At 37.0% G+C, this 25,132-nt stretch carries 25 protein-coding genes and 1 riboswitch; of the genes, 24 read left to right on the top strand and 1 reads right to left on the bottom strand.

All coding sequences use genetic code 11. From position 1 onward, the window contains the following. Window positions 1-32: 32 nt before the first annotated feature. The 6 genes from der (at window position 33) to B1A77_RS07375 (ending at window position 4,559) form a co-directional block, all read left to right on the top strand. Window positions 33-1,367 carry a ribosome biogenesis GTPase Der gene (der, locus tag B1A77_RS07350; protein WP_008600817.1) on the top strand — a complete coding sequence of 445 codons (1,335 nt, stop codon included), beginning with the start codon at window positions 33-35 and terminating at the stop codon, window positions 1,365-1,367. Further along, window positions 1,367-1,963 carry a glycerol-3-phosphate 1-O-acyltransferase PlsY gene (gene plsY, locus B1A77_RS07355; protein ID WP_008713826.1) on the top strand — a complete coding sequence of 199 codons (597 nt, stop codon included), beginning with the start codon at window positions 1,367-1,369 and terminating at the stop codon, window positions 1,961-1,963. The genes der and plsY overlap by 1 nt, the downstream gene beginning before the upstream one ends. 3 nt (window positions 1,964-1,966) lie before the next feature. Next, on the top strand, window positions 1,967-2,965 hold the full coding sequence (locus B1A77_RS07360; RefSeq protein ID WP_004693223.1) for an NAD(P)H-dependent glycerol-3-phosphate dehydrogenase: 999 nt from the start codon (window positions 1,967-1,969) through the stop codon (window positions 2,963-2,965). Window positions 2,966-3,032: 67 nt separating this feature from the next. Continuing rightward, entirely contained in the window at window positions 3,033-3,584 is a 552-nt protein-coding gene (gene rsmD / locus B1A77_RS07365) for a 16S rRNA (guanine(966)-N(2))-methyltransferase RsmD (protein WP_008713828.1), read from the top strand. A gap of 4 nt (window positions 3,585-3,588) precedes the next feature. Further along, window positions 3,589-4,080 carry a pantetheine-phosphate adenylyltransferase gene (gene coaD / locus B1A77_RS07370; RefSeq protein ID WP_004693226.1) on the top strand — a complete coding sequence of 164 codons (492 nt, stop codon included), beginning with the start codon at window positions 3,589-3,591 and terminating at the stop codon, window positions 4,078-4,080. An 11-nt stretch (window positions 4,081-4,091) separates the two neighbouring features. Next, the gene (locus B1A77_RS07375) at window positions 4,092-4,559 is read left to right on the top strand and encodes a hypothetical protein (RefSeq protein ID WP_004693228.1); all 468 of its coding nucleotides are present in this window, start codon (window positions 4,092-4,094) and stop codon (window positions 4,557-4,559) included. Between the two features lie 167 nt (window positions 4,560-4,726). On the opposite strand, the gene B1A77_RS07380 is transcribed toward B1A77_RS07375, so the two are convergent. Next, window positions 4,727-6,442, bottom strand: coding sequence for an Rqc2 family fibronectin-binding protein (locus B1A77_RS07380; protein WP_077708378.1), 1,716 nt, complete (start codon window positions 6,440-6,442; stop codon window positions 4,727-4,729). Window positions 6,443-6,569: 127 nt separating this feature from the next. Between B1A77_RS07380 and B1A77_RS07385 the strand changes: the two genes are divergently transcribed. The 18 genes from B1A77_RS07385 (at window position 6,570) to rpsB (ending at window position 25,053) form a co-directional block, all read left to right on the top strand. Beyond that, on the top strand, window positions 6,570-7,451 hold the full coding sequence (locus B1A77_RS07385) for a YicC/YloC family endoribonuclease (RefSeq protein ID WP_008600822.1): 882 nt from the start codon (window positions 6,570-6,572) through the stop codon (window positions 7,449-7,451). Window positions 7,452-7,465: 14 nt separating this feature from the next. Further along, a complete protein-coding gene (remA, locus tag B1A77_RS07390) occupies window positions 7,466-7,735 on the top strand; it encodes an extracellular matrix/biofilm regulator RemA (protein ID WP_004695657.1) in 270 nt (89 codons plus the stop codon). Between the two features lie 8 nt (window positions 7,736-7,743). Continuing rightward, window positions 7,744-8,373 (top strand): guanylate kinase, encoded by a 630-nt coding sequence (gene gmk, locus B1A77_RS07395; protein ID WP_004695659.1) that lies wholly within the window; start codon window positions 7,744-7,746, stop codon window positions 8,371-8,373. A 4-nt stretch (window positions 8,374-8,377) separates the two neighbouring features. Then, complete coding sequence (gene rpoZ, locus B1A77_RS07400; RefSeq protein WP_004695660.1) at window positions 8,378-8,593, top strand: DNA-directed RNA polymerase subunit omega; 216 nt, start codon at window positions 8,378-8,380, stop codon at window positions 8,591-8,593. A 52-nt stretch (window positions 8,594-8,645) separates the two neighbouring features. Further along, window positions 8,646-9,845: a bifunctional phosphopantothenoylcysteine decarboxylase/phosphopantothenate--cysteine ligase CoaBC gene (coaBC, locus tag B1A77_RS07405; RefSeq protein WP_077708379.1), complete on the top strand. Its 1,200-nt coding sequence runs from the start codon at window positions 8,646-8,648 to the stop codon at window positions 9,843-9,845. A 51-nt stretch (window positions 9,846-9,896) separates the two neighbouring features. Beyond that, window positions 9,897-11,561, top strand: a complete 1,665-nt coding sequence (locus B1A77_RS07410) for a SulP family inorganic anion transporter (protein ID WP_077708380.1) — start codon at window positions 9,897-9,899, stop codon at window positions 11,559-11,561. 44 nt (window positions 11,562-11,605) lie between these two features. Further along, window positions 11,606-11,706: riboswitch (SAM riboswitch) on the top strand. A 49-nt stretch (window positions 11,707-11,755) separates the two neighbouring features. Further along, window positions 11,756-12,946 carry a methionine adenosyltransferase gene (metK, locus tag B1A77_RS07415; RefSeq protein WP_077708381.1) on the top strand — a complete coding sequence of 397 codons (1,191 nt, stop codon included), beginning with the start codon at window positions 11,756-11,758 and terminating at the stop codon, window positions 12,944-12,946. A 62-nt stretch (window positions 12,947-13,008) separates the two neighbouring features. Then, entirely contained in the window at window positions 13,009-15,192 is a 2,184-nt protein-coding gene (gene priA / locus B1A77_RS07420; RefSeq protein ID WP_077708382.1) for a replication restart helicase PriA, read from the top strand. Between the two features lie 13 nt (window positions 15,193-15,205). Beyond that, window positions 15,206-15,694: a peptide deformylase gene (gene def / locus B1A77_RS07425; RefSeq protein WP_004695669.1), complete on the top strand. Its 489-nt coding sequence runs from the start codon at window positions 15,206-15,208 to the stop codon at window positions 15,692-15,694. Beyond that, entirely contained in the window at window positions 15,687-16,697 is a 1,011-nt protein-coding gene (fmt, locus tag B1A77_RS07430; protein WP_004695671.1) for a methionyl-tRNA formyltransferase, read from the top strand. The genes def and fmt overlap by 8 nt, the downstream gene beginning before the upstream one ends. Continuing rightward, the gene (locus B1A77_RS07435; RefSeq protein WP_004695673.1) at window positions 16,681-17,475 is read left to right on the top strand and encodes a DUF116 domain-containing protein; all 795 of its coding nucleotides are present in this window, start codon (window positions 16,681-16,683) and stop codon (window positions 17,473-17,475) included. Before fmt ends, B1A77_RS07435 begins: the two co-directional genes overlap by 17 nt. Further along, window positions 17,456-18,811, top strand: a complete 1,356-nt coding sequence (gene rsmB / locus B1A77_RS07440) for a 16S rRNA (cytosine(967)-C(5))-methyltransferase RsmB (RefSeq protein WP_077708383.1) — start codon at window positions 17,456-17,458, stop codon at window positions 18,809-18,811. Before B1A77_RS07435 ends, rsmB begins: the two co-directional genes overlap by 20 nt. Window positions 18,812-18,829: 18 nt before the next feature. Beyond that, window positions 18,830-19,876 (top strand): dual-specificity RNA methyltransferase RlmN, encoded by a 1,047-nt coding sequence (gene rlmN, locus B1A77_RS07445; RefSeq protein WP_077708384.1) that lies wholly within the window; start codon window positions 18,830-18,832, stop codon window positions 19,874-19,876. Then, a complete protein-coding gene (locus B1A77_RS07450) occupies window positions 19,869-20,570 on the top strand; it encodes a Stp1/IreP family PP2C-type Ser/Thr phosphatase (RefSeq protein ID WP_004697417.1) in 702 nt (233 codons plus the stop codon). Before rlmN ends, B1A77_RS07450 begins: the two co-directional genes overlap by 8 nt. Window positions 20,571-20,597: 27 nt before the next feature. Further along, entirely contained in the window at window positions 20,598-22,523 is a 1,926-nt protein-coding gene (pknB, locus tag B1A77_RS07455; protein WP_008600842.1) for a Stk1 family PASTA domain-containing Ser/Thr kinase, read from the top strand. A gap of 8 nt (window positions 22,524-22,531) precedes the next feature. After that, window positions 22,532-23,395 carry a ribosome small subunit-dependent GTPase A gene (gene rsgA / locus B1A77_RS07460; RefSeq protein ID WP_004696976.1) on the top strand — a complete coding sequence of 288 codons (864 nt, stop codon included), beginning with the start codon at window positions 22,532-22,534 and terminating at the stop codon, window positions 23,393-23,395. Between the two features lies 1 nt (window position 23,396). Next, the gene (gene rpe, locus B1A77_RS07465) at window positions 23,397-24,047 is read left to right on the top strand and encodes a ribulose-phosphate 3-epimerase (protein ID WP_004695686.1); all 651 of its coding nucleotides are present in this window, start codon (window positions 23,397-23,399) and stop codon (window positions 24,045-24,047) included. Window positions 24,048-24,300: 253 nt separating this feature from the next. Further along, on the top strand, window positions 24,301-25,053 hold the full coding sequence (gene rpsB / locus B1A77_RS07470) for a 30S ribosomal protein S2 (protein ID WP_004695687.1): 753 nt from the start codon (window positions 24,301-24,303) through the stop codon (window positions 25,051-25,053). Window positions 25,054-25,132 lie beyond the last annotated feature (79 nt).

Below are 25,132 nucleotides of genomic sequence, written 5' to 3' on the forward strand. Positions count from 1 at the left end.
TAATGTATTAGATTAGATAATGAGGTGAAACTATGGCAAAACCATTAGTGGCTGTTGTAGGCCGTCCAAACGTAGGTAAATCTACACTTTTTAATGCCATTGTTAATAAACGTATCTCTATCGTTGAAGATATTCCTGGTGTGACAAGGGACCGTATTTACTTCGATGCAGAGTGGTTAAATCGTGAGTTTACAATGATCGATACTGGTGGTATCGAGTTCATTACTGACAATAGTCATGTTATTCCTAAGATGATGCGACTACAAGCGGAATTAGCAATTGAAGAAGCAGATGTAATTCTATTTGTCGTTGATGGTAAACAAGGTATTGTACCTGCTGATGAAGAGGTCGCAAATATTCTTAGAGCTAGTGGAAAACCTGTTGTACTCGTAGTTAATAAGATTGATAGTGTAAATCAAGAACCGAATATTTATGAATTTTACAATCTTGGTTTGGGGGACCCCATTGGTATTTCCGCTAAAAATCTTATGAATTTAGGTGATCTATTGGATGATACTGTAAAACATTTTCCTCCAGTAGGTACTAATGTAGATGATGAAGATACTATTCATGTTGCTATTATAGGTCGTCCAAATGTGGGTAAATCTTCTTTGACTAACGCATTGTTAGGACAAGATCGTGTAATTGTATCTGATGTAGCAGGTACTACTCGAGACTCTATTGATACGTATTGGACTCATGAGAATCAAAAGTTTGTACTTATTGATACAGCAGGTATGCGTCGTAAGTCTAAAATCGAAGAAGCCGTTGAACGATATAGTATTGTTCGTTCTTTGCGATCAGTAGATCGTGCTGATATTGTAGTCCTTGTACTAGATGCTCAAGATGGTGTTACAGAACAAGATAAAAAAATTGCAGGTTACGCTTACGAAGCTGGCAAGGGTGTAGTGATTGTTGTAAATAAATGGGATCTTGTTGAAAAAGATGACAAAACAACATTGCGTTTTACTGAAGATATTTATGATGAATTAGGTTTCTTGCAGTTTGCACCTATCCTGTTTGCTTCTGCTTTAACTAAGCAACGTATTCATCGTTTAGCTGATATGTTGAAGTTCGTATCTGAACAACAATACCGTCGTGTATCTACAGGGACGTTAAATCAATTATTACAAGATGCACAAACCGTAAATCCTGTGCCGTCTCGCAATGGTAGAATTCCAAAAATCTATTATATGACGCAAGCTAGTGTTAAACCGCCTACATTCATTTTATTTGTAAATGAACCAGAGCTAATTCACTTCTCTTATATGCGTTTCTTAGAGAATCGATTGCGTGAATCCTTTGGTTTTGAAGGAACACCGATTCGTTTAGTATTACGTGGCAAGAAACGGGATGATGAAGACTAATGGATATTATGATTATTGTATATGCTGTATTATCATATCTTATCGGTTCGATTCCTAGTGGATTAATTATAGGTAAGTTTTTCTTTAATACAGATGTACGGCAATATGGCTCTAAAAATATTGGCGCTACTAATACATATCGTGTTATAGGTCTTAAAGCAGCCTTACCTGTATTTCTATGTGATGCTTTAAAAGGGGCAGTAGGAGTAGTGCTACTCTCACCCTATGGGCCTATGTTTATGATCTTAGGTGGTATTCTTGGAATGATGGGGCATAACTGGTCTGTTTTTCTGGGCTTTAAAGGTGGTCGTGGCGTTGCTACGGGTTTAGGTGTACTTATTGCTCTTTCACCAATAGTAGCATTGATTTGCTTTTTGGTATGGGGTGTTATCGTATACTTCACTAAACTTGTATCTTTAGGCTCTATCATTGCCGCTGCATTAGTACCAGTACTGATGTATTTCACTGGAGAATCCTTCTGGTTTGTTGGCTTTGGCGGATTAGCAGCTTTGTTTGTCATTGTACGTCACTGGGATAATATTAAGCGTCTACTTGCTGGAAATGAGTTAAAAGTAGAGCGCATTAAAAAGGATTAAAGAATGAATGTTGTTGTTATCGGCTCTGGTAGTTGGGGGACGGCCCTTGCTATTAAATCCGTTTTAGCTGGAAATACTACAACTATATATTGTCGTCGTCCAGAATTTGCAGATAAACTTGCAAAAGACTTAGAGAATAAAGACTATTTACCAGGTGTAAAACTTCCAGAAGAATTACAATATAGTTCTGATTTAGAGGCCTGTATTAGTAATGCCGAAGTGGTATTAATGGTTACTCCTTCTGTACATGTACGTACCAGTTTAGAGGCTATTAAACCGTATGCTCATAAAAATCAAGCCTATATTCTATGTTCAAAAGGTGTAGAACGAACCAGTGGCAAACTTTTGACGACTGTGATGAAAGAGGTTCTTGCTACCATAGGGTGTAATTTAGCGGTTTTGTCTGGACCTAATCATGCAGAAGAGGTTGGTCGCAACTTACCTGCTGCATCTGTGCTGAGTACTGAAAGCCTAGAGGTAGCTACAACATTGCAAAAGGCATTATGTAGTCAAAATTTTAGAATTTATGCAAATACTGATATGATTGGTGTTGAACTAGCAGGAGCCACGAAAAACATCATTGCCCTTGCAGCTGGTATTGCAGATGGTTTAGCTTTAGGGGATAATTGTAAGGCTTTACTATTAACACGTGGTCTTCATGAGATGACTCGCTTTGGGGTGGCCTTAGGGGCCCAAAAAGAAACCTATGCTGGTCTTGCTGGTATGGGGGATTTGATTGCTACTTGTATGAGCCCACATGGTCGTAACCGTGCGGCTGGTCAAAAACTAGCCGAGGGTAAGACTATGGATTTTATTGTTAATCATACTAATATGGTTGTAGAAGGATTTTTCGCAACAGAAATTATTTATACAATGGCTTGTAAACATCAAATTGAAATGCCTATAACGAAGGCTTTATATGAGGTTTTATACGAAAAAAAATCTCCATCCATAGCATTAGCTGAGTTGATGGGGCGTGATATTAAAATTGAAGTATCATAAATAAAAGATACTTTTAATTTGGTTATTTATATACTATAATTAATGAGTATAATCTTGTGAGGGTTGTATGCGAATTATTGGCGGAACTGCTAAGGGACATGCTATAAAAGCACCTAAAGGATTAGATACTAGACCTACACTTGATCGTGTTCGTGAAAGTGTATTTAATGTATTAGCAAATAGAGGTATATTTGGTTCTGATATACTAGATATATTTTCTGGCACTGGTGCAGTAGCAATTGAAGCCTTAAGTCGTGGTGCAGCACATGCAGTAGCAGTGGACTTTAAAACGGGAAAACTAATTTTAGAGAATGCTAAACATTGTCGTGTGGATGATCGGTTAGAAATTATTCCGAGGAAACTTTCACAATTAAAAAATTATATAGTAGGGCGACAGTTCGATTATATATTTTCTGACCCGCCATATGAAAATGGATTTATACAAGATACTATAGATTTGGTTGTGAACTATGATTTGTTAAAACCTGAAGGTGTTTTATTATTAGAACATCATAAGGATGAGGTTTTTACCTTACCAGAATCATGGGAATGTATAAAAGAACAGAAATTTGGTTATACGTTGGTTTCCTATTTTGTAAAGACAGCTGAAAGGAGCTAAACCTGTGCGTATAGGTGTATGTCCGGGTAGTTTTGACCCAGTTACTAATGGACATGTTGATATTTTTGAACGGGGCAGCCGATTGGTTGATAAATTAATCATTGCTGTCAGCTCAAATCCGAATAAAAATTCCTTATTTTCTATGGAAGAACGGGTTGAGATGATTCGAAATTCTGTCAAACATATTCCTAATGTTGAAATTGATTGTACAGGTGGCTTACTCAATGAGTATGTTAAATCCAAGAATGCTACTATTATTATTCGAGGATTACGTGCATTGAGCGACTTTGAATATGAATTTCAGCGCGCATTATTTGCAAAATATTTGGATGATGACATTGAAACAGTATTTATTATGACAAATAACAAATACTCTTTTGTCAGCTCCACGGGTATTCGTGAACTAGCTAAATTTGGTGGTAAGCTAGATGGTCTTGTTCCGGATGATGTTAAGGAAAAACTTGAAGAACGCTTTAATACGGTCCATAATAAATAGGGGTGAATTGTATGAAAACAGAAAAATTATTAGAAGATTTAGAGGTTCTTATTGAATCTAGCAGCCGTATTCCTATGACTACAAAACGTATGGTTGAGGAAGACGAAATTATGCGTATTATTGATTCTATTCAGGAATCCTTACCTTTGGAACTTGAAGAATCTCGTCGTATTGTAGCAGATAAAGATAAAGTGTTAGCTGATGCTCAACGTCAGGCTGAAACTTTGATCGATCAAGCTAAAGACTACATTGCTAAATTGACAGCTGAAAGTGAACTTGTAAAACAAGCTCAAGAACAAGCGAATCAAATTATTAATGCAGCAAATCAATCCTCTGATGAGTTGAAAGCTAGTTCTATTCAATATGCTGGTGATGTTCTTAAATATGTTGAAAACAACTTGGAAAAAACATTGGAAAGTTTGCGTCAAAATCGTGAAAGTTTGAAACAAACTGAACAACGTACAGAAGAAAACCAATAGTTTAAACAAAGGCTAGATATCATATTATATCTAGCCTCTTTTTTTATATTTTAAATTCCATAGAAAATTTAAGATAAGTAATATCAATTTTCAGATAAATATGTAAAAAATAATGTGAGCGAAATAATAAACCAAAAATAAAAGCGAAGGGATACCTTCGCTTTTTATCATTCATTATAGTTTTCTGGCTTTTTAGGCTCCACAATCATAGTTTGATGGGTATTAAAAATAACAAATCCCAAAGGAGATCCAGGTGGCTTTTTGATATTTTTAATGTATGTATAATCTACTGGGACCTTACTAGTATCACGAGCTTTACTGAAGTAGGCTGCATATTGAGCTACTTTAGATAGAATCATATCGTCTGGCTCAACATTGAGTCTTAAAATAAGGTGCGAACCTTGGATATCCTGTGTATGGAACCAAATGTCAGTTGGCTTTGCAAATCGGTGTGTTAAATATTCGTTTTGTTGATTGTTACGACCGATGAATATTTCACCTTCATCAATTGTTAAGTGAATGTAGTTAGATTTGCCAAGCTTGTAAGATAGTGGTTTTTTTGATTTTTTTATGATACCTGCATCCATGCATTCTTTGCGTATTTCTTCTAAGCTTTCACGAGTTGTGGCTAAAGAGATGCTGTACAGAATAGATTGTAAGTATGCTAGTTTTGTAGTACTAGCATTGAGTTGGAACTCGCCACTAACCATACGATTTTTTAGTTTTGTATAAAGCTTATAATACCATTGTGCATTTTCCACAATCGTTAAGTTTGGCTTTAAAGGAATCGTTAACATTTCATTTTCTTCAGAGAGCAGATTTTGTAATTCAATAGAAGGCTCATATTGCACTTGAAGGTGTGCATTTATCATTAGAAGATCACCATATAATTTATAGGTTTCCATTTTCTTAGTATCTTCTAATTCATCTTTAATCTTTTGATGGCGACCTTCTTCCTTTTTGATGGCTGCTGTTAAGATTTTTTCTAACTCTTTATCAGCTGTATGAATTGCTTTTGTATTATGAATGGATTCCTCTAAGGCTTCAGAAATAGTGTTGTATTCTTTTAATACCTTATAGTTATGTAATAAAATACTTGCGTAAGCTTTTTTATTGTTATCGTTGACTAAAGTAAACAAACCTTTGCTATTTTCGAGTTTTACCTTGAGGTCGTACAAGGCTTTAGCAAGTGTATCTAGTTGAGAAGTATCTAAATCAGTTATGATTTCTTCACCACTTAATTTGGAAATATATAAAAGCTCATCCAATAAAGGTTTACCAAAACCGTTAAAGATAGCTCGAATAGATTGCTGCACAGAGCCATTACCAAAGGAAGTAAGTAGATTTTTTATTTCATTATTATCAAAGTCCATTAAACTTACGCGATTAGCATTAGGTGGTAAATCATACTGTATTTTTGGACTAATAATACGTTCACGGTTCATGAGAGGGGAGACGTGAATTAAGGATTCTAAAATAATACCGTCTTGTACGAAGATACAGTTGGAATATTTGCCCATTAATTCAATATAAATATATGTACTCGTAATAGAACCGTCCATTTCTAGTTTATCCGTTTGGATACACATGATACGGTCACCGTTGATTTGTTCCACCTTTACGATGCGGCTACCTTCAATATGCTTTCGTAAGAACATGCAAAGTGAGCTTGGTTCTTTTGGTAGATCTTGAAGTGGTTGGCTAAGATACATTGCTGGTGTGGCACCTACGGTAATAATTAAGTTTTGGTCTTCGTTAAGTGCTCGAACTTTAAATAATAATGTAGTTTTATCTATTTGATATAGTTTTTGTATTTGACCTGTTTGTAGTCGCTCGTTTAATTCTTTAGCGAGTACAGACATGGTAAGTCCGTCTAAATTCATAGTACTCCTTTCAAATATATTTAGAAGTATAGTTTAGTATACCATAGTGTACATATAATTCTTAGTATTTAAACACGGATTGTGTAATTCGTGGTACAATAATAAAAACTACTAAGGAGGATGATTTATGAAAAGTATGACCGGTTTTGGTTCTGGCACAGCAACCAAAGATGGCATTACCTGTACGGTAGAAATTAAGTCCGTAAACGCTCGCTTCTTGGATCTGTTTATTCGTAGTCCAAAACAAATGAATCCTTTTGAAAGTACTATTCGTGGAATGATACAAGATCGTATTACTCGTGGTAAGGTTGAGGTATCAGTTTCTATTTTAGATGCAGGGGAGCGACCTAAAACTTTTACTATTAATAGTGTATTGAGAAAACAAATACAAGAGTTGTTGGTACAAGAAGAATTCTATGATGATTCAAAAAAGGTACCTTTACAAGCTGTAAATTCGATTTCTACCGAATGGGTTCAACAACAAGATACACCAATTGCAGAAGATGTTCTATTAGATATTGTGAAAGAAGCTACGACTCAAGCATTAGATGCTTTAATAGCAATGCGAACTGCGGAAGGTCAACATATCAAGCAGGATTTATTAGATCGTATCGATACACTTGAAAAGATCATTACTAAAATTGACACTAATAAATCTGGTGCTGTAGAAGCATATCGCGAACACATAAAAACTAAAATTCAGGAATATTTAGTTTCTTTAGAAGCGAGTATTAGTGAGGATCGTTTTATACAAGAGATTGCTCTATTAGCTGATAAGACGGATATTACGGAAGAGATTGTCCGATTTACCTCTCATGTGGTACAATTAAGAAATACACTTGCAGATACAAACTCAATCGGTCGTAAGGTCGATTTTATTTTGCAAGAAATGAATCGTGAGGTAAATACAATCGGATCCAAAGCAATGGATTCGATTATTACTGAGCTTGTGGTTCAACTTAAATGTGAGTTAGAGAAAATTAGAGAACAAGTACAGAATGTAGAGTAATAGGAGGTCTATGAATGAGTATTCAATTACTGAATATAGGCTTTGGTAATATGGTATCTGCTAACCGTGTTATGGCTATTATTAGTCCTGAATCCGCCCCTATAAAGCGGATGGTTCAAGATGCTAGAGACAAGGGATTGCTCATTGATGCCACATATGGTCGTAAGACACGTGCTGTATTAGTTATGGATAGTGGTCAAATTGTATTATCTGCAATTCAACCTGAAACCGTAGCACATCGACTTGTGCAACATGATGTGGATGTAGATACAGTGGAATCATAGGAGTGCATATGTCAGACAGAGGATTATTAATCGTTATATCCGGGCCATCTGGCGCAGGTAAGGGTACGATTTGTGCGAATATTCGTAAAGAAATGCCTAATTTAGTTTATTCCGTTTCTATGACAACCCGTGCTCCACGTGTGGGTGAAAAGGAAGGAATTAACTATTTCTTCCGCTCTAAAGAGGAATTTGAGTCTTTACTTAGTGAAGACGCATTCTTAGAATATGCTAAGGTATATGATAATTACTATGGTACTCCAAAACAACATGTAATGGATTTATTAGATGATGGAAAAAGTGTACTATTAGAAATCGATATTCAAGGCGCTATGCAGGTTAAGGAACGTTTTAGCGATGCTGTATTTATTTACATTGTACCGCCTTCACTATCTGAGTTATCTGAACGTTTACATAATCGTGGCACAGATGCTAAAGAAGTCATTGATAAACGATTGTCATTGGCTTGTTCAGAATTGGCCTTAGCTCATCGTTATGACTATATCGTCGTAAATGATGATTTAGCAGAGGCTTCTGAAAAGGTTGCCTCTATCTTGCGAGCTGAGTCTTGTAAGATTAGTCGTAATAAAGAGCAAATTCAATATATTTATAAACAATATCAAGAGTCTAAGGAGAAGTGATAGTATGATGGTAAAACCTCCATTAAAAAAATTGGAAAGCCAAGTAGATAGCAAATATACATTGGTGACTTTAGCGGCTAAACGCGCTCGCGAATTAACAGATGGCGAACCTTGCTTAGCAGAATCTACACATGCGACTGACAAGCCTGTATCTTTGGCATTTTATGAAATTGCTGAAGGTGAAGTGACATATAAACGCACTAAAGAAGGCATTAAATAAAAAATCAATTCCTTGTATCATTGATACAAGGAATTTTTAAAAGGAGAAGAACATGCGCGGAAAACATATCATTGTCGCAGTATCTGCAGGTATTGCAGCGTATAAGGCAATTGAAGTGGTAAGCAGACTTCGTAAAAAAGGGGCTGAAGTAAAGGTTGTAATGACACAAAATGCAACGTATATTGCGTCACCTTTAACATTTGGCGAAATCAGTGGACATTCTGTAGCTCTAGACATGTTTGAACAAGTTCATCAGTGGGATGTAGAACATATTGCACTGGCCACTTGGGCAGATGCATATGTAGTTGTGCCTGCAACAGCAAATGTGATCGGAAAAATTTATGCAGGCATTGCTGATGATATGTTAACTACAACAATTATGGCTACCACAGCACCTAAGTACCTTTGTCCTGCTATGAATACAGAAATGTATAATAATCCTATTACTCAACGCAATTTAGAAGGATTACGTTCTTTGGGGTACCATATTATGGACCCTGCAGAAGGCTGGTTAGCTTGTGGTATTACTGGTGTAGGACGTTTACCGGAGCCCGAAGCAATTGTGGATTGGCTAGAAGCTAAAATGTGCAGTACCAATGAGCTTGAAGGTACTACTATACTTGTTACAGCTGGCGGAACACAGGAGAGTATTGATCCTGTTCGGTATATTGGAAATCGTTCTAGCGGTAAGATGGGATATGCCATTGCAGAACAGGCTGCACACATGGGGGCTAAGGTGATATTAGTAAGTGCTCCCACATCCTTGCCTATACCAAGTGGCGTAGACTTTATTTCTGTAGATTCTGCGGTATCTATGCAGGAGGCTGTTGAAGCTCGTTATAATGATGTTAATGTAGTTATTATGGCTGCCGCTGTTTCTGACTTTAGAGTCCTTCATAAAGCAGAGCAAAAAATAAAAAAAATGGAGTCTATGACCATAGAACTTGTAAAAAATCCAGATATTTTACAAGGATTGGGCTCTAAAAAAAGTCATCAAATTCTTGTTGGTTTTGCGGCAGAAACAGAACATGTAATCAAGTATGGTCAGGATAAAGTGGCTAAAAAAAATCTAGATATGCTTGTGGCCAATGATGTAAGCAAATCGAATGCAGGTTTTAATGTAGATACGAATGAAGGCTATTTTTTATATCCTGATAAAGAGCCTAAAGAAATGCCTAATATGAAAAAATCTGACCTTGCTCGACATATCCTTAGAGAAGTTATTGACTTAGTAGCAAACAAACATAGCTAACATAAATTAATTCTTGTGTGTGTTCTTTTAAGAAGGGTGTGTTTTTGTTATATGTTTGCTATACAAAAAGCGTATTTAGAGGGCTCCTTAGGAAAGGGAAAATGGATTAATAATATTATCGCCGGATTGGTCGTAGGGGTTGTGGCTCTGCCTCTAGCAATGGCCTTTGCTATTGCTAGTGGAGTTACACCGCAAGCGGGCATTTATACGTCAATCATTGCAGGTATATTTGTATCCTTGTTTGGTGGCTCCCCTGTTCAGATTGCGGGCCCTACAGGGGCATTTATCGTTCTATTGAGCAGTATCGTTGTCAATTATGGCTTTGAAGGTTTACAAATTGCGACCATGATGGCAGGAGTTATTCTGGTTTTAATGAGTGTTGCAAAGTTAGGAACGGTGATTCGGTTTATACCAGCACCTGTTATCATGGGCTTTACTGCAGGTATTGGTGTTACAATTTGGGTGGGGCAATGGCCATATTTCTTTGGCTTTCCGCAGTTGCCGTATATGGCTCATTTCCATGAAAAATTATGGGCTATGATTCAGTCCTTACCATACTCTGACTTACCTACATTGGGTATTGCGCTCTTAAGCTTAAGTCTACTGTTAGTTTCACCTAAAATCCCATATATCAATAAAGTTCCAGCTCCTATTGTAGCTATGGTTGTTGCTACGGTTATTCAAGCCATCTACCAATTTCCTACGGTTTTAACCATTGGTAGTGCATTTGGTGGCATACCTCAAGGTTTGCCAGAATTTTCTGTACCAAAATTGAGTTTTGATAAAATCTTATCCTTAATCGGGCCGGCTTTTACAATTGCCATGCTAGGCGCTATTGAATCCTTATTGTCTGCAGTTGTTGCTGATGGTATGAGTGGAACCAAGCATGAATCTAATACTGAATTATTTGGACAAGGATTAGCTAATATATTTGCGCCATTGTTTGGTGGAATTGCATCAACCGGTGCTATTGCGCGAACTGCCACAAATATTCGACAAGGTGGTAATTCTCCGATGGCAGGTATTGTTCATGCCATTACATTAGGTGCCATTCTTTTATTTTTAGCCCCATATGCAGTGTATATTCCGTTGGCATCTATGGCAGCCATATTATTTGTAGTAGCCTACAATATGAGTGATGTACCACGTTTTATACGAATGCTTATTCTCGCACCTCGTCCAGATCAAATAATATTATTGCTTACCTTTTTCCTGACTATTTTTACGGATTTAGTAGTAGCTGTAAATGTAGGTGTAGTACTTGCAGTGTTGCAGTTTATGCGCAAAATGGTTAATACAATTGATGTGCATGAAGCAAGTAGTGCCGAATTATCAGCTCAGATTAGGCATGAGATTACAATCCATCCAGAAATAATGGTATACACTGTAGATGGCCCATTATTCTTTGGTGCTATAAGTGCATTTGATAGAGCGTTAAACTCTATACATAAAGATCCTAAATATTTAATCATTCGTTTTGTAAAAGTACCATTTGTAGATTTAACGGGTTTACGTATTTTACGAGGTATTATTGAAGAACTTCAAAAAAGAGGCATAGAAGTTTTGCTTAGTGATGTGAGTTACAATATACGTAGAGAGATGTATAAATCTGATTTCTTGGATATTCTGGGCCGTCATCATATGTATCGTCAGTTTGAAAGTGCCCTTCATAAGGCAGAACATGATTTAGCTTTAAAAGAGGCAAGAGAGGTATAATAATGACTTGCTTTCTCACTGTAAATACACTATAATATTTTTGTAACTCATCAAGAGTAGTGGAGGGATAGGCCCTGTGAAGCTACAGCAACCATTCCAAGCGGAAAAGGTGCTAATTCCTATGACAAATGTCGTTAGATGGGAGGGTCTCTCATGAGTGCATGAGAGACTTTTTTTCGTATTAGGAGGATAAAATGGCTGAAAAACATATGTTTTTTACTTCTGAATCTGTTACTGAAGGCCATCCAGATAAAATAGCTGACCAAATTTCTGATGCTGTTTTGGATGCGATTATTGAAAAGGATCCAACTGCTCGTGTGGCTTGTGAAACTTTAGTTACTACTGGTTTAGTTCATGTAGTAGGTGAAATTTCTACTCATACATATGTTGATATTCCTCGCATCGTACGTGATACAATTCGTGAAATTGGTTATACTCGTGCAAAATTTGGTTTTGATTGTGATACTTGTGGTGTACTTGTATCCATCGATGAACAATCTGCGGATATCGCCATGGGCGTTGATGAAGCACTTGAATCAAAAGATGGCAATGGTGAAGTGCTTGATAAAATCGGTGCTGGTGACCAAGGTATGATGTTTGGCTATGCATCTAATGAAACACCTGAACTCATGCCGTTGCCAATTTCCTTGGCACATCGTTTATCCCGTCGTCTTACAGAAGTTCGTAAGGATGGGACTTTAACTTACTTACGTCCAGACGGTAAAACTCAAGTTACTGTAGAATATGTTGATGGTAAACCTAAGCGCATTGATACAATTGTTATTTCTACGCAACATAGCCCTGAAGTGACCCAAGAACAAATTAAAGCTGATTTGAAGCGTTATGTAATTGACGCAGCGTTGCCTGCTGAATTCGTTGATGAAAATACTAAATACTTCATCAATCCAACTGGTCGTTTCGTAATCGGAGGCCCTCATGGTGATGCTGGTTTAACTGGCCGTAAAATTATTGTAGATACATACGGTGGTATGGCCCGTCATGGTGGCGGTGCATTCTCCGGTAAGGATCCATCTAAAGTGGACCGTTCCGCAGCATACGCAGCGCGTTATGTAGCTAAAAATGTTGTAGCAGCAGGTCTTGCTGATAAATGTGAAGTGCAAGTTGCTTATGCAATCGGGGTTGCTCATCCTGTATCTATTTTAGTTGATACTTTTGGTACAGGTCGCATAGAGGAAACAAAAATTCAAGAGCTTGTTAATAAACATTTCGACCTTCGTCCAGCAGGAATCATTGAAATGCTTGATTTGTTAAAGCCTCATTACCGCAAAACTGCAGCGTATGGTCACTTTGGTAGAACTGATGTGGATTTACCTTGGGAACGTACAGATAAAGCACAAATTCTAAAAGAAGAAGCTGGCTTATAATACAAAAGGTCTTGGTAGAATTTCTACTGAGACCTTTTATAATAAACGAAAGGAAATAATGTATGCGCGTAGCACAAGTTATAATTAACAGACCAGCCAAACAACTTCATAAACCTTTGAGCTATTTAATGCCTGAAAAGTTTGGTAATGTTTTGCCTGGTACGCGCGTACTCATTCCTTTAGGACATAGTCGTGAAGAAGGCATTCTTATTGGTTACGCCGAGTTAGTTGAGCCACCAGAGTTCACTTTACGAAATATTGTGCAAGTATTAGATAGTGAACCTTGGTTTACACCGGAAATGATGGATACGGCCCGTCGTCTAAATGAGTATTATTTATTCTCTTATGGCGATGCATTGCGATTGTTTACAGTGAATAAGACATTAAAATCTTACGAGGCACCAAAGGAAGAATGGTTAGTAGTTATGCCAGAATTTTCGATGGCACAATTTAGTGAACGGAAAAAGAAACAACGAGAATTAGCAAAATACTTACTTGAAGTGGGCGGAGCATCTAAGGCATTACTGCTAGCTAAAGGCTATTCTCGTATGGTCATTAAACAAGTGAGTGAAGCTAAAGGTATTGTCGTTGAAGCTCGTTTTAAAGCCACAAAAACAACATTTGATGAGCTTTTAACAGAAGAAGTTAATATTCCTCTTACTGAAGCTCAACAAGCTGTATATGGATCAATACAAGCTGCAATGAATAGCCATGAACATAAAACCTTTTTACTTCATGGTGTCACTGGTAGTGGTAAGACTCAATTATATTTACGTGCTACAGCAAAATGTATTAGTCAGGATAAGACGGCTATTATTTTAGTACCTGAAATTATATTGACTGATCAAATTGTGAGACGATTTGTAGAAACTTTTGGTGACGAAGTCGTAGTATTTCATAGTAAATTGACGGTACAACAACGGAACAATAATTGGGAGCGTTTGCGCCGTAAGGATAGTCACATTATTATTGGCGCTCGTTCTGCCGTATTTGCGCCAGCTGAGGATATCGGCCTTATTGTGGTCGATGAAGAACATGATCCATCTTATAAACAAGAGGATATGGTTCGATATCATGCACGTAACGTGGCATTGTGGCGTGCTGAGGCACATGGTTGTCCCGTTATTTTAGGCTCTGCTACACCATCTGTTACTTCGTACTATAAAGCTAAGCAAGGGGAGTATCATTTACTAGAGTTGCCAAATCGCATTTTTGAGCAACCTATGCCGAAGGTTACTATAGTAGATATGAAGGAAGAAATTCTTCATGGAAATTACTCCGTTTTTTCTGATGCCATGAGTCGCTTAATTCAACATACATTGGATGAGCATAATCAAATGATTATTCTGTTAAATAGACGCGGTTATAGTACTTTTGTTATGTGCCGGGATTGTGGGGAAACTATTATGTGTCCTCATTGTGATGTAGCTATGGTTTATCACCAAGCTGGTGAAGAATTGCGTTGTCATTATTGTGAACATCATGAACCAATTCCAACTGTTTGTCCCAAATGTAATAGTAAGAGGATTAAGTTTTTTGGTTCAGGCACACAAAAGGTAGAGGAAGAGTTACGTCGTCACTTTAAATCGGCCCGCATTGCTCGTCTTGATCAAGATGTGACAAAAAATAAGCAATTAGCAGAAGATATTTTACATGACTTTGGGGCTCATAAATATGATATTTTGTTGGGAACACAAATGGTATCTAAAGGTCATGACTTTAAAGATGTAACAGCTGTTGGTATTTTAACAGCCGATTCAGTTTTGAATATTCCTGTTTATACAGCTTCAGAACGAACTTTTGATTTACTTACTCAAACCTCTGGACGTGCCGGTAGGGGTGAAAAACCGGGTAGCGTTGTAATACAAACATATAATCCTTTAAATTATGCTATAATAAAGAGTAAGGCTCATGATTATATAGGCTTTTACAATGAAGAAATTCAAAACCGTAAAGCTTTAGGATATCCTCCATTTCGCGAAATGATTCATATGGTTGTGCGTCATCAAGATATGAAAACATTAGAGTCTATAGCAAATCGTATTGTCGATGACTTGGAGTCTTATAAAGGAAATCAGGATATTTTGATTAATGGTCCTTATGAAGCGCCTATAAAAAAAGTGCGCGATATGTATCGTTTAGCTATTATGATTCGCGGTACAGATTTAACGAATTTGAAAGAATATATATATAACTCATGGATTTTCACGCAAGAAGGACTGCTGATTGACGTGGATCCCGTGTAGTGTAGGAGTATCAATGGCTGTATTAGATGTTGTGAAAGCAGGTCATCCCGTTTTAAAACAAGTGGCGGAACCTGTAGAGCATGTTAATAAAAAACTTAGAGCCCTTATCGATGATATGGCTGAAACTATGTATAAGACTGAAGGGGTTGGTCTTGCAGCACCTCAAGTGGCTGTAGCTAAACGTATTATCGTTGTAGATGACCAATCTGGTAGTGGTCTTATTGCGCTAATTAACCCTGAAATCACTCATGCTGAAGGTTCTCAAGTTGGACCTGAAGGATGCTTAAGTGTGCCAGGATATTTCGGAGATGTGGAACGATTTAATAAAGTCACTGTTAAAGGTATTGATCCACATAATAAGAAGGTAACTATAAAAGCTGAAGGTTTTTTGGCGCGTATTTTCCAACATGAAATTGATCACTTGGAAGGTCATTTGTTTATTGAAAAAGCAACTAACTTACGATTAATTACTGATCATCCAGAGGAGAAAGAAATTGTCTGATAATAAACAATTACGCATCGTTTTTATGGGGACACCAGACTTTTCTGTGCCTACCTTAGAGGCTTTGATTCAAGCTGGTCATTCTATTGTCGGTGTGTATTGCCAGCCTGATAAACAAAAAGGGCGTGGTAAACAAGTTCAAATGCCCCCTGTAAAAGTAGCTGCTTTAGAGCATGACTTGCCTGTATATCAACCAGTCACTTTGCGTGATGAACAAGTGAGAGCCGAATTAGAAGCATTACAACCAGATGTAGTGATTGTTATTGCGTATGGTAAAATATTACCTCCTTGGCTTATTCGATTGCCGCAATATGGTTGTATTAATGTTCATGCCTCTATTTTACCTAGTTATAGAGGCGCTGCGCCAATTCATTATGCAATTCTTAATGGAGACTCTAAAACGGGTGTTACCATAATGCATATGGATGATGGCCTTGATACAGGTGATATCATTGACATTGTGGAGATAGATATTTTACCCGGTGAAACGACAGGACAGTTATTTGAACGTATAGCTGTACTGGGGGGTGAAACTATAGTGCCTGTATTAACTCGTTGGGTTAATGGAGAAATTGTGGCTACACCACAAGATGATTCAATGGCTACACATACTACTAAGATTACAAAGGAAATGGGGCAGATCGACTGGTCTAAGCCGGCTAATGAAATTGCAAATCTCATTAGAGGACTTAATCCAGCACCTGGATGTTATACATATCTCGATGGAAAACGTTTAAAAGTATGGTCTGGAGAAGTGGTTCCCAGTGATACGACTCACTGTTTGATAGATGTCCATGGTAAACATGTACCAATTGCTATATCAGCCACAACTGTGCCTGGTACAATCGTATCTAAAATAGCCGGTTTAGGTGTATTTTGTGGTGATGGAAATATAATTCTATTAACAGAAGTCCAACCAGAAAATAAAAAACGCATTTCTGCAATTGATTTTATAAATGGTCATCAAATAAAGGAAGGTATCGTTTTTGGGGACTCAATATAAGCAGTACGAAACGTATCCGTTATACTTGATTTTATCAACTATTACATGTGCTTTGCTCACAGCAGTACTAGCCTTTCTAATGTATATATTAGAACCAGGACTTTTACAATTGCATCCATTTGCATCAATTATAAGTAGTGTAGTTATATCTATACTTATTGCTATTATATGGATTTTGTGCTTATCTTTAATTGTTGCTAGCACAGGTATTATAAGGTTACATCCTATTGTTTTAAGACTAGCCAATCAGTTTATTTATGGATTATTTCCATTAACTTTGGCGATTGGTAAGGTGAGAGGGGTTACTAAGGATCAACTCCGACAGTCTATGATTGATTTAATCAATCATTTAGTAATGCTAGATATGTATACGGTAGATCCAGAACGTATATTATTATTAACTCCTCACTGTTTACAAGAAAGTTCGTGTGTTCATAAGGTTACACATGATGTATATAATTGTAAGCAGTGTGGGCGATGCCAGGTTGGTAATTTGTTGCAAGTGGCTAAGGACTATGGTTGTCAATTTATAGTTGTCACTGGAGGCACCTTAGCGCGGATGAAGGTAAAGGAAGCACGCCCAAAAGCTATTGTAGCAATAGCTTGCGAACGAGATTTAGCAAGTGGAATGGCTGATGTATTTCCCATCCCAGTTATTGGGGTATTAAATGAACGTCCTAATGGGCCATGTTGTAATACAACAGTCGATTCTGAACGTGTTCGAGCAGTAGTAGAACAATTGATTGGTAGGAATAGTAATGATAGAGGTAAAGACTAATCAACAACAAAATATTCGATTGCTCGCTGTAAAAGCATTGAGTGAAATTAATCGCAATGGTGCTTATGCAAATATAAAGTTGCAAGAGTATTTACAGAAATATCATCTATCCGATTTAGATCGAAGATTCTTTACTGAACTTGTGTATGGGGTCATTCGTAGAAAAAATTACTTGGATGCTATTATTGTTCACTTTGCAAAGCGACCCTTAAAGAAACTATCTTCTATGGTTGTGGAAATCCTTAGACTTGGTATTTATCAAATTATCTATATGGATAAGGTTCCTGAAAGTGCGGCTGTTAACGAATCTGTTAAACTCGCCAAAAAGCTAACTAGAGGTTTATCTGGTTTTGTAAATGCTGTTTTGCGTTCGGTTTTACGTGAAAGTGATAGCATTTCTATCGGTGAACTAGCTAAGTCCGAAGCTGAAGAAATTTCCTTTATCTACAATCAACCATTATGGCTTGTCAACTTATGGATAAAAGAAATGGGAAAAGATAAGACCGTAGATCTTTGTTCTTGGTTTAATGAACAACCTCGTTTGACGGCTCGCATAAATACAGTGAAAGTATCTATTGAGGATTGTTTAAAAGAATTAGAAGATTTAGATTGGATTGTAGAACAGGATACATATATTCCTGAAGTAGTTTATATTGATGGACATCAAGGTCATTTAGAAAAAGCTAAACCTGTTTTAGAAGGTCATATTACTTTTATGGATAAAGCATCTATGTTAGTAGCCCATGTGGTAGATCCTCAACCAGGAGAGCTTATCTTAGACTGTTGTGCTGCACCAGGTGGCAAGTCTATGCATATGGCAAGTCTTATGAATAATACAGGAGCTATTATGAGTTGTGATATTTACGACCATAAATTAGAACTGATTAATCAAAATGCTGAGCGATTAGGTGTATCTATTATTTCTACTAAGCTTCAAGATGGTCGTTATCTTCCTGATAATTGGAAAGAACAATTTGATCGCGTCTTAGTTGATGCTCCTTGTTCTGGTCTAGGTATATTACAAAAGAAATTAGACATGCGTTGGCGTAAAACAGAGTCTTTACTTATTGAGTTGCCGCCGTTACAACTTGAAATATTAGAAAAAGCTTCTGAAATGGTTAAGGTTAATGGATATTTAGTATATTCCACATGTACTATGAATAGTGGTGAAAATGAAGCTGTTCTAAATAAATTCTTGGCAATTCATAAGAACTTTATCATCGATCCTGTATCATATAAAGGGGCACCACAAGCTATAGATGGTATGATTACAACCTATCCACCGCGAGATCATATGGATGGTTTCTTTATGGTTCGCATGAAACGCTTATCATAATATAAGAAATGGAGCACCATGATAGAATTATTGGGTAAGTCTTTAGAAGAATTACAATCTATCTTTAAGACCCATAATATACAAAAGTTTCGAGCGAAACAGTTAATTGAATATATCTATCATAGATATATTTTTGATTTTGAAGACATGACACAATTTCCGAAAGACTTGCGTCAATGGCTAGGTGATAATTGTGTTATTTCTTTACCTACATTAATTACAGAGTCTATTGCCCCTGATGGAAAGACTCGCAAAATACTTGTAGAGATGTCAGATCAAAGTCGTGTGGAAGCAGTTTTGATGGAGCAACACTATGGGTATTCTGTATGTGTTTCCTCTCAAGTGGGGTGTGCTATGGGATGTGTATTCTGTGCTTCTACACAAGGTGGCTTATACAGAGATTTAACAGTCGCTGAGATTATTGGACAAGTTGTCATATTTGGGGCTCTTACTAAAGAGGAAATACACTCTGTTGTCGTTATGGGCGCTGGGGAGCCGTTACAAAATTATGATAATGTATTACAAGCATTACAACTACTACATGATCCTATGATTTGTAATATTAGTTATCGTAAGATGACGATTTCCACTTGTGGTTGGGTTCCTAATATTTATAAATTAGCTGATGAAGGTTTGCCAATAACCTTAGCACTTTCATTACATGCTACAAATAATGAAGTTCGTCGTAGTATTATGCCCGTTGGGGCACGTTATGAATTGACGGAAGTCTTAGATGCGGTAAAATACTATTATAATACGACACAGCGTCGTGTTACCTTTGAGTATATTCTTATAGATTCTGTAAATGCATCTATAGATGATGCTCATGCTTTGGGGAAAATCTGTAAAGATTTCCCAAATTGTCATGTTAACTTGATCCCAGTTAATGGCAATGAACATATTGAATTATATAAACCATCTATTACGAATATGAATACATTTAAAGACATCGTTAGTTCCTATGGCGTATCAGTAACGGTACGAAAGGAAATGGGCGATGCAATCCAAGCCGCATGTGGACAGTTAAAGGCTGCTCATGGTCGGAAAAAGGAGAATCATGAATAATTTTGTTGGTTTAAGTAAAATTGGGCTTGTACGCCAGCGTAACGAGGACCGTTTTTTCATTGATGGCCATATTTGTGCTGTTACTGATGGCATGGGTGGTTATAGCGGTGGTGAAATTGCAAGTACCTATGCTGTAGATGAAATAAAAGAATATTTGTCCTCCCTTGAAACGATAGGTCAACAAGACTTATGTGATGCTATCATTCACGCTAATCAACGTATTGTAAATCGCGTTGCTTGTGAAGAACGACTTGCTGGTATGGGTACTACCGCTGTAGTTACAGCTATAAATGGTAATCAACTTTACTGGGCAAGTGTTGGTGATAGTCGTTTGTATGTATATAGAGATGGTCATTTACGACAAATTACTACGGATCATTCTATGGTACAAGAATTATTAACAGCTGGAGAGATTACAAAGGATGAAATGCTAAATCACCCTCAACGTAATTTATTAACCCGTGCAGTCGGTGTTGATGAAATCTTAGAGGTTGATAGTGGTGTAGAGTCTATTCTTCCCGGTGATCGTATTTTACTTTGCACTGATGGATTAAGTGGCTATGTATCTGATGATGTAATTGCCTCTGCATTACAATCAACGGATGATGATATGTTGGTTATTGAATCATTGATGGAAGCTGTATATGAAGTCGGAGCAGGAGATAATGTGACCATTGTGGTGGGAACAATCTAATCTAGAAATGGAGAAATAATGAGTACTATGAATATAAAAGGCATACTTCTAGATAACCGCTACCGTATTGTTGATAAAATTGGCGTTGGTGGAATGGCTGATGTATACCTTGGAGAAGATACCTTACTAGGTAGACAAGTAGCAATAAAAGTATTGCATGCTAATTTTGCAAATGATGATGAATTTGTGACTCGATTTAAACGAGAAGCACAAGCGGCAGGTAAATTAAATCATCCCAATATTGTAAATATGTATGATGTAGGTTTTGACCAAAATTTACATTACATTGTTATGGAATATGTAGATGGTGAAACCTTAAAAAAATATATAACTCGTCATGGAAGATTGTCTATAGATGAGGCTGTTAAATTTACTATTGCCATAGCTGAAGGCTTAGAACACGCTCATACAATGGGTATTGTTCATTGTGATATAAAACCACATAATGTTATTATTACCAATACGGGGCGCGTTAAAGTAACTGACTTTGGTATTGCTCGTGCAATAAATGCAACTAACACAGTTATGTATACGAATTCGATTTTGGGTTCTGCACACTATTTATCACCAGAGCAAGCTAGTGGTAAACCAGTAGATGGAAATACAGATATCTATTCATTGGGTGTTGTATTGTATGAAATGCTTACAGGTCGTGTACCATTTGAAGGGGAAACGCCAATTGCAGTAGCATTAAAACACGTTCGTGAGAAGGTAGAACCTCCAACTCGATATAATCCATCAATCCCTCCGCTTTTAGAAGCTGTTGTTATGAAGGCATTATCTAAAAATCCTGCAGATCGCTTTGATTCTATCTCTGATATGATCAGTGATTTGCGGTTATCTCAAGGTTTTACAATGGGGAAAACACAACGTCATGAACCATATGATTTTGCTACACAAATGATTCCTGCGGTTGATCCTGAAGCACTTGAAGATCTAAGTACTATTCAAGAAGAACGTAAAGACGAGGGTAAAAAGAAGAGTATGTTAAGTAAAATTGCATCGATTCCACAAAAATACATCGTTCTAGGTGCTGCTGTCATTTTTTTAGTAGCATTTTTAGGTGCTTTCTTAAGCTACGGAAATTTCTGGAGTAATACAACAGTAGATGTACCTAATGTGGTAGGCAAACAAGTTTCTGTAGCAAAAAATATCTTAGAAGATAAACATTTGCGTGTGTCTACAAGTGAAGTTACGAATCCTGATGTGCCAGCTGGTCAAGTTATTTCTCAAACACCTGGGGCTGGAGAAAAGGTTAAAGAGCAACGGACAATTCACCTTGTAGTTTCTAAAGGTGTAGGCGATATTACGGTGCCAGATTTAACTGATTTAACTGTCGATCAAGCCCGTCAACGACTTAAAGATTTAGGTTTAGTTGTGGGGAAAATAACACAACAATCTGTAGATGGTAAAAAAGATGGTGTAATTATTGCTCAGAGTCCTTCAGGAGATTCTAAAGTGTCTAAAGGGACAACAATTGATCTCGTAGTAAATAAAGCGAAGGCTAAGAAAGTCAAAGTACCTAATCTTGTTGGTATGACATTAAAAGATGCTCGTGATACATTGAGTAATATTCAACTAGGTGTAAACCAAGTATCTGGATCTGTGGAAGAAAAATCTGTGGTTATAGAGCAAAGCATTAAAGCTGGCGACGAAATTGACGAAGGTTCCACATTAAATCTTACGACTGAGTTCAAAGATGATAAAAAGAAATCCGATAAAAAAGAAGGAAACAGTGGTAATAAAACAACTGGTACTATAGATGTTACTGTACCAGCTGGTTCTAAAAATCAAGAACTTAAAATTGTCGTAAAAGATGATGAAGGTTCTGCCGTAATCTATGATGATACGAATAAACCTGGAGATCGTGTTGTTAAAAAAGTGTCTGGTGTAGGTAATGTACGTATTGAGGTGTACCTCAATGGTGCATTAGTGCAAGAAACTGCATTATAAGAGGTACTATGATTACAGGCATTGTTGTCAAAAATATGAATGGGTACTTTTATGTACAAGATGATACAGGTACCATTCATGAATGTAAGGTTCGTGGCAGACTTAAGCAAGGACGCTATAGTTTACTTGTAGGGGACCGCGTTACGATTTCGGAGGATGGGTTCGTTGAATCCATCCATGAACGTCATAATTCGATGGTTCGCCCTGCAGTAGCTAATATTGACCAAGTTGTATTAGTTGTGGCTGCCCATGAACCAGATATTAATGAGTTATTACTCAATAAAATGCTCGTTATGATTGAACATGCGGATATACCTATCGTACTATGTATCAATAAATGTGACTTGATGGATTCAGAGACGAAAGCTATGGTTGATCTTTATAAATCAATCGGCTATGAGGTTTTGATGACATCCACATATAATATGACAGGCATTGATGATTTGCGTCATGTGCTTCAACATAAGGTAACGGCTTTTGCAGGACCATCTGGTGTTGGTAAAAGTAGTCTTTTAAATGCGGTAGACCCCAAATTTGCCTTCCAGACTGGGGAGGTAAGTGATAAGATTAAACGTGGTAAACATACTACTCGTCACGCTTCTTTATATAGTTTAGATGCAGATTCTTTTATCATGGATACACCTGGATTTAGTGCTATTGAATTTAATGATGTTTCCCTTGAAAGATTGCCTACATTATTCCCAGAATTTGGTGAATATGTTGATACTTGTAAATTTAATCCTTGCTATCATGAACATGAACCCATTTGTGGGATTAAAGCTGCTCTAGAAGCTGGTCATATTCATCAAGGACGATATGATGCTTATATGTCTATACGTAATGATATAGAAAGTCAACGAAAGAGGTTTTAATATGATAAAAATTGCACCATCTATGCTTTCCGCAAATTTTGCGGTGTTAAGCGAAGAATTAAAATCTATTGAAGCAGCGGGGGCTGACTTATTACATATCGACATCATGGATGGACACTTTGTTCCGAATCTAACCTTTGGTGCTCCCATTGTGAAAGCCATTCGTCCATATACAAAATTACCATTTGATGTGCATTTGATGGTTACTAATCCTGGTGATTATGTAGAAGAATTTGCAAAAATTGGTGTAGAATATTTTACTTTTCATCAAGAAACTGTACCTCATATGCATCGTTTGATTCAACATATCAAGCAGTGTGGGATGAAGGCTGGTGTAGCATTGAATCCTAGTACACCTGTATCTCTACTAGAAGATGTAGCTGCAGATTTAGATATGATTTTAATTATGTCTGTGAATCCAGGATTTGGAGGACAATCTTTTATTAAGAATGCCATAAAAAAAGTTAAACAAGCTAAGATATTGTTAGAAGAAGTAGACAATTCAACGGCAGTCATTGAGGTGGACGGTGGTATTAACGATATTACTTGTGTACCGATTAAAAGAGCGGGGGCTACAGTTTTAGTTGCTGGTTCTGCAGTGTTTGGAGCAGAAAATCGTGCAAGTATGATTGACTCCATTCGCAATAATTGAATAAATAGTTTCATAATATTCTATAATTCAAATTTGAACATAAGATCGTACATCAATAAGAAAGAGAATGTATTTAAAATAAGGAGTGAGGAATACTTAAAGAATTCCTCACTCCTTGCTTGCTTTTGCTATGATTTTTTGTTAGAATTATTAGGTATGAAAAATATGCACGTCAGTGGACTTCGGTACTGTGCCTAATTTTGGGTGACCCGAAGGATGAAGCGGCGGAGGTTAATTAACAGGAGGTGCCACAATGGCAGTAGTATCAATGAAACAATTATTAGAGGCTGGTGTACACTTTGGTCATCAGACTAGAAGATGGAACCCTAAAATGGCGAAATTCATCTTCACTGAACGCAATGGTATTTATATCATTGATTTGTCTAAAACAGTTAAAAAAGTAGAAGAAGCTTACAATTTCTTGCGTGAAGTTGCTTCCCAAGGCGAAGTAATCTTGTTCGTAGGTACTAAAAAACAAGCTCAAGAAGCTATTAAAGAAGAAGCTATCCGTGCTAACATGTTCTTCGTTAACGAACGTTGGTTGGGCGGTATGTTGACTAACTTCAAAACAATTGAAACTCGTATTAAACGTTTAAAACAATTGGAAGCTATGGCAGAAGACGGTACTTTCGAAGTATTGCCTAAAAAAGAAGTTATCGGTCTTCGTCATGAAATGGATAAATTGGAAAAATACCTTGGTGGTATCAAAGATATGCCTAAAATGCCAGGTGCTCTTTTCGTAGTAGATCCTAAAAAAGAAAAAATTGCTATTGCGGAAGCTAAAAAATTGGGCATTCCAGTGGTTGCAACAGTTGACACTAACTGTGACCCAGATGAAGTTGATTTCCCAATTCCAGCAAATGACGACGCTATCCGTGCTGTTAAATTGTTGGCTGGTAAAATGGCTGACGCTGTTCTTGAAGGTCGTCAAGGCGAATCCTTCGAAGAAGCATTAGATAACATGGTAGCTGACTCTGCTGAAATGGTTCGAGACGGTAAAGCTTAATCGTTGTCGTATTAGCATTTGAAAGATAAATCTATAACATATATAATTGGGGTAAGGACTATATCCTTACCTTAATTAA

The sequence above is a fragment of the Veillonella parvula genome, from assembly GCF_002005185.1.
GTDB classification, from domain to species: Bacteria; Bacillota; Negativicutes; order Veillonellales; family Veillonellaceae; genus Veillonella; species Veillonella parvula_M.

Excerpts from the sequence above, each read along its gene's own strand:
- metK (WP_077708381.1), top strand. The coding sequence starts at position 11,756 with ATGGCTGAAAAACATATGTTTTTTACTTCTGAATCTGTTACTGAAGGC.
- rsmB (WP_077708383.1), top strand. The coding sequence starts at position 17,456 with ATGATAGAGGTAAAGACTAATCAACAACAAAATATTCGATTGCTCGCT.
- B1A77_RS07375 (WP_004693228.1), top strand. The coding sequence starts at position 4,092 with ATGAAAACAGAAAAATTATTAGAAGATTTAGAGGTTCTTATTGAATCT.
- coaBC (WP_077708379.1), top strand. The coding sequence starts at position 8,646 with ATGCGCGGAAAACATATCATTGTCGCAGTATCTGCAGGTATTGCAGCG.
- remA (WP_004695657.1), top strand. The coding sequence starts at position 7,466 with ATGAGTATTCAATTACTGAATATAGGCTTTGGTAATATGGTATCTGCT.
- B1A77_RS07450 (WP_004697417.1), top strand. The coding sequence starts at position 19,869 with ATGAATAATTTTGTTGGTTTAAGTAAAATTGGGCTTGTACGCCAGCGT.
- priA (WP_077708382.1), top strand. The coding sequence starts at position 13,009 with ATGCGCGTAGCACAAGTTATAATTAACAGACCAGCCAAACAACTTCAT.
- rsmD (WP_008713828.1), top strand. The coding sequence starts at position 3,033 with ATGCGAATTATTGGCGGAACTGCTAAGGGACATGCTATAAAAGCACCT.
- def (WP_004695669.1), top strand. The coding sequence starts at position 15,206 with ATGGCTGTATTAGATGTTGTGAAAGCAGGTCATCCCGTTTTAAAACAA.
- rpsB (WP_004695687.1), top strand. The coding sequence starts at position 24,301 with ATGGCAGTAGTATCAATGAAACAATTATTAGAGGCTGGTGTACACTTT.
- gmk (WP_004695659.1), top strand. The coding sequence starts at position 7,744 with ATGTCAGACAGAGGATTATTAATCGTTATATCCGGGCCATCTGGCGCA.
- rpoZ (WP_004695660.1), top strand. The coding sequence starts at position 8,378 with ATGATGGTAAAACCTCCATTAAAAAAATTGGAAAGCCAAGTAGATAGC.
- rsgA (WP_004696976.1), top strand. The coding sequence starts at position 22,532 with ATGATTACAGGCATTGTTGTCAAAAATATGAATGGGTACTTTTATGTA.
- B1A77_RS07410 (WP_077708380.1), top strand. The coding sequence starts at position 9,897 with ATGTTTGCTATACAAAAAGCGTATTTAGAGGGCTCCTTAGGAAAGGGA.
- B1A77_RS07380 (WP_077708378.1), bottom strand. The coding sequence starts at position 6,442 with ATGAATTTAGACGGACTTACCATGTCTGTACTCGCTAAAGAATTAAAC.
- rlmN (WP_077708384.1), top strand. The coding sequence starts at position 18,830 with ATGATAGAATTATTGGGTAAGTCTTTAGAAGAATTACAATCTATCTTT.
- B1A77_RS07360 (WP_004693223.1), top strand. The coding sequence starts at position 1,967 with ATGAATGTTGTTGTTATCGGCTCTGGTAGTTGGGGGACGGCCCTTGCT.
- der (WP_008600817.1), top strand. The coding sequence starts at position 33 with ATGGCAAAACCATTAGTGGCTGTTGTAGGCCGTCCAAACGTAGGTAAA.
- plsY (WP_008713826.1), top strand. The coding sequence starts at position 1,367 with ATGGATATTATGATTATTGTATATGCTGTATTATCATATCTTATCGGT.
- rpe (WP_004695686.1), top strand. The coding sequence starts at position 23,397 with ATGATAAAAATTGCACCATCTATGCTTTCCGCAAATTTTGCGGTGTTA.
- B1A77_RS07385 (WP_008600822.1), top strand. The coding sequence starts at position 6,570 with ATGAAAAGTATGACCGGTTTTGGTTCTGGCACAGCAACCAAAGATGGC.
- pknB (WP_008600842.1), top strand. The coding sequence starts at position 20,598 with ATGAATATAAAAGGCATACTTCTAGATAACCGCTACCGTATTGTTGAT.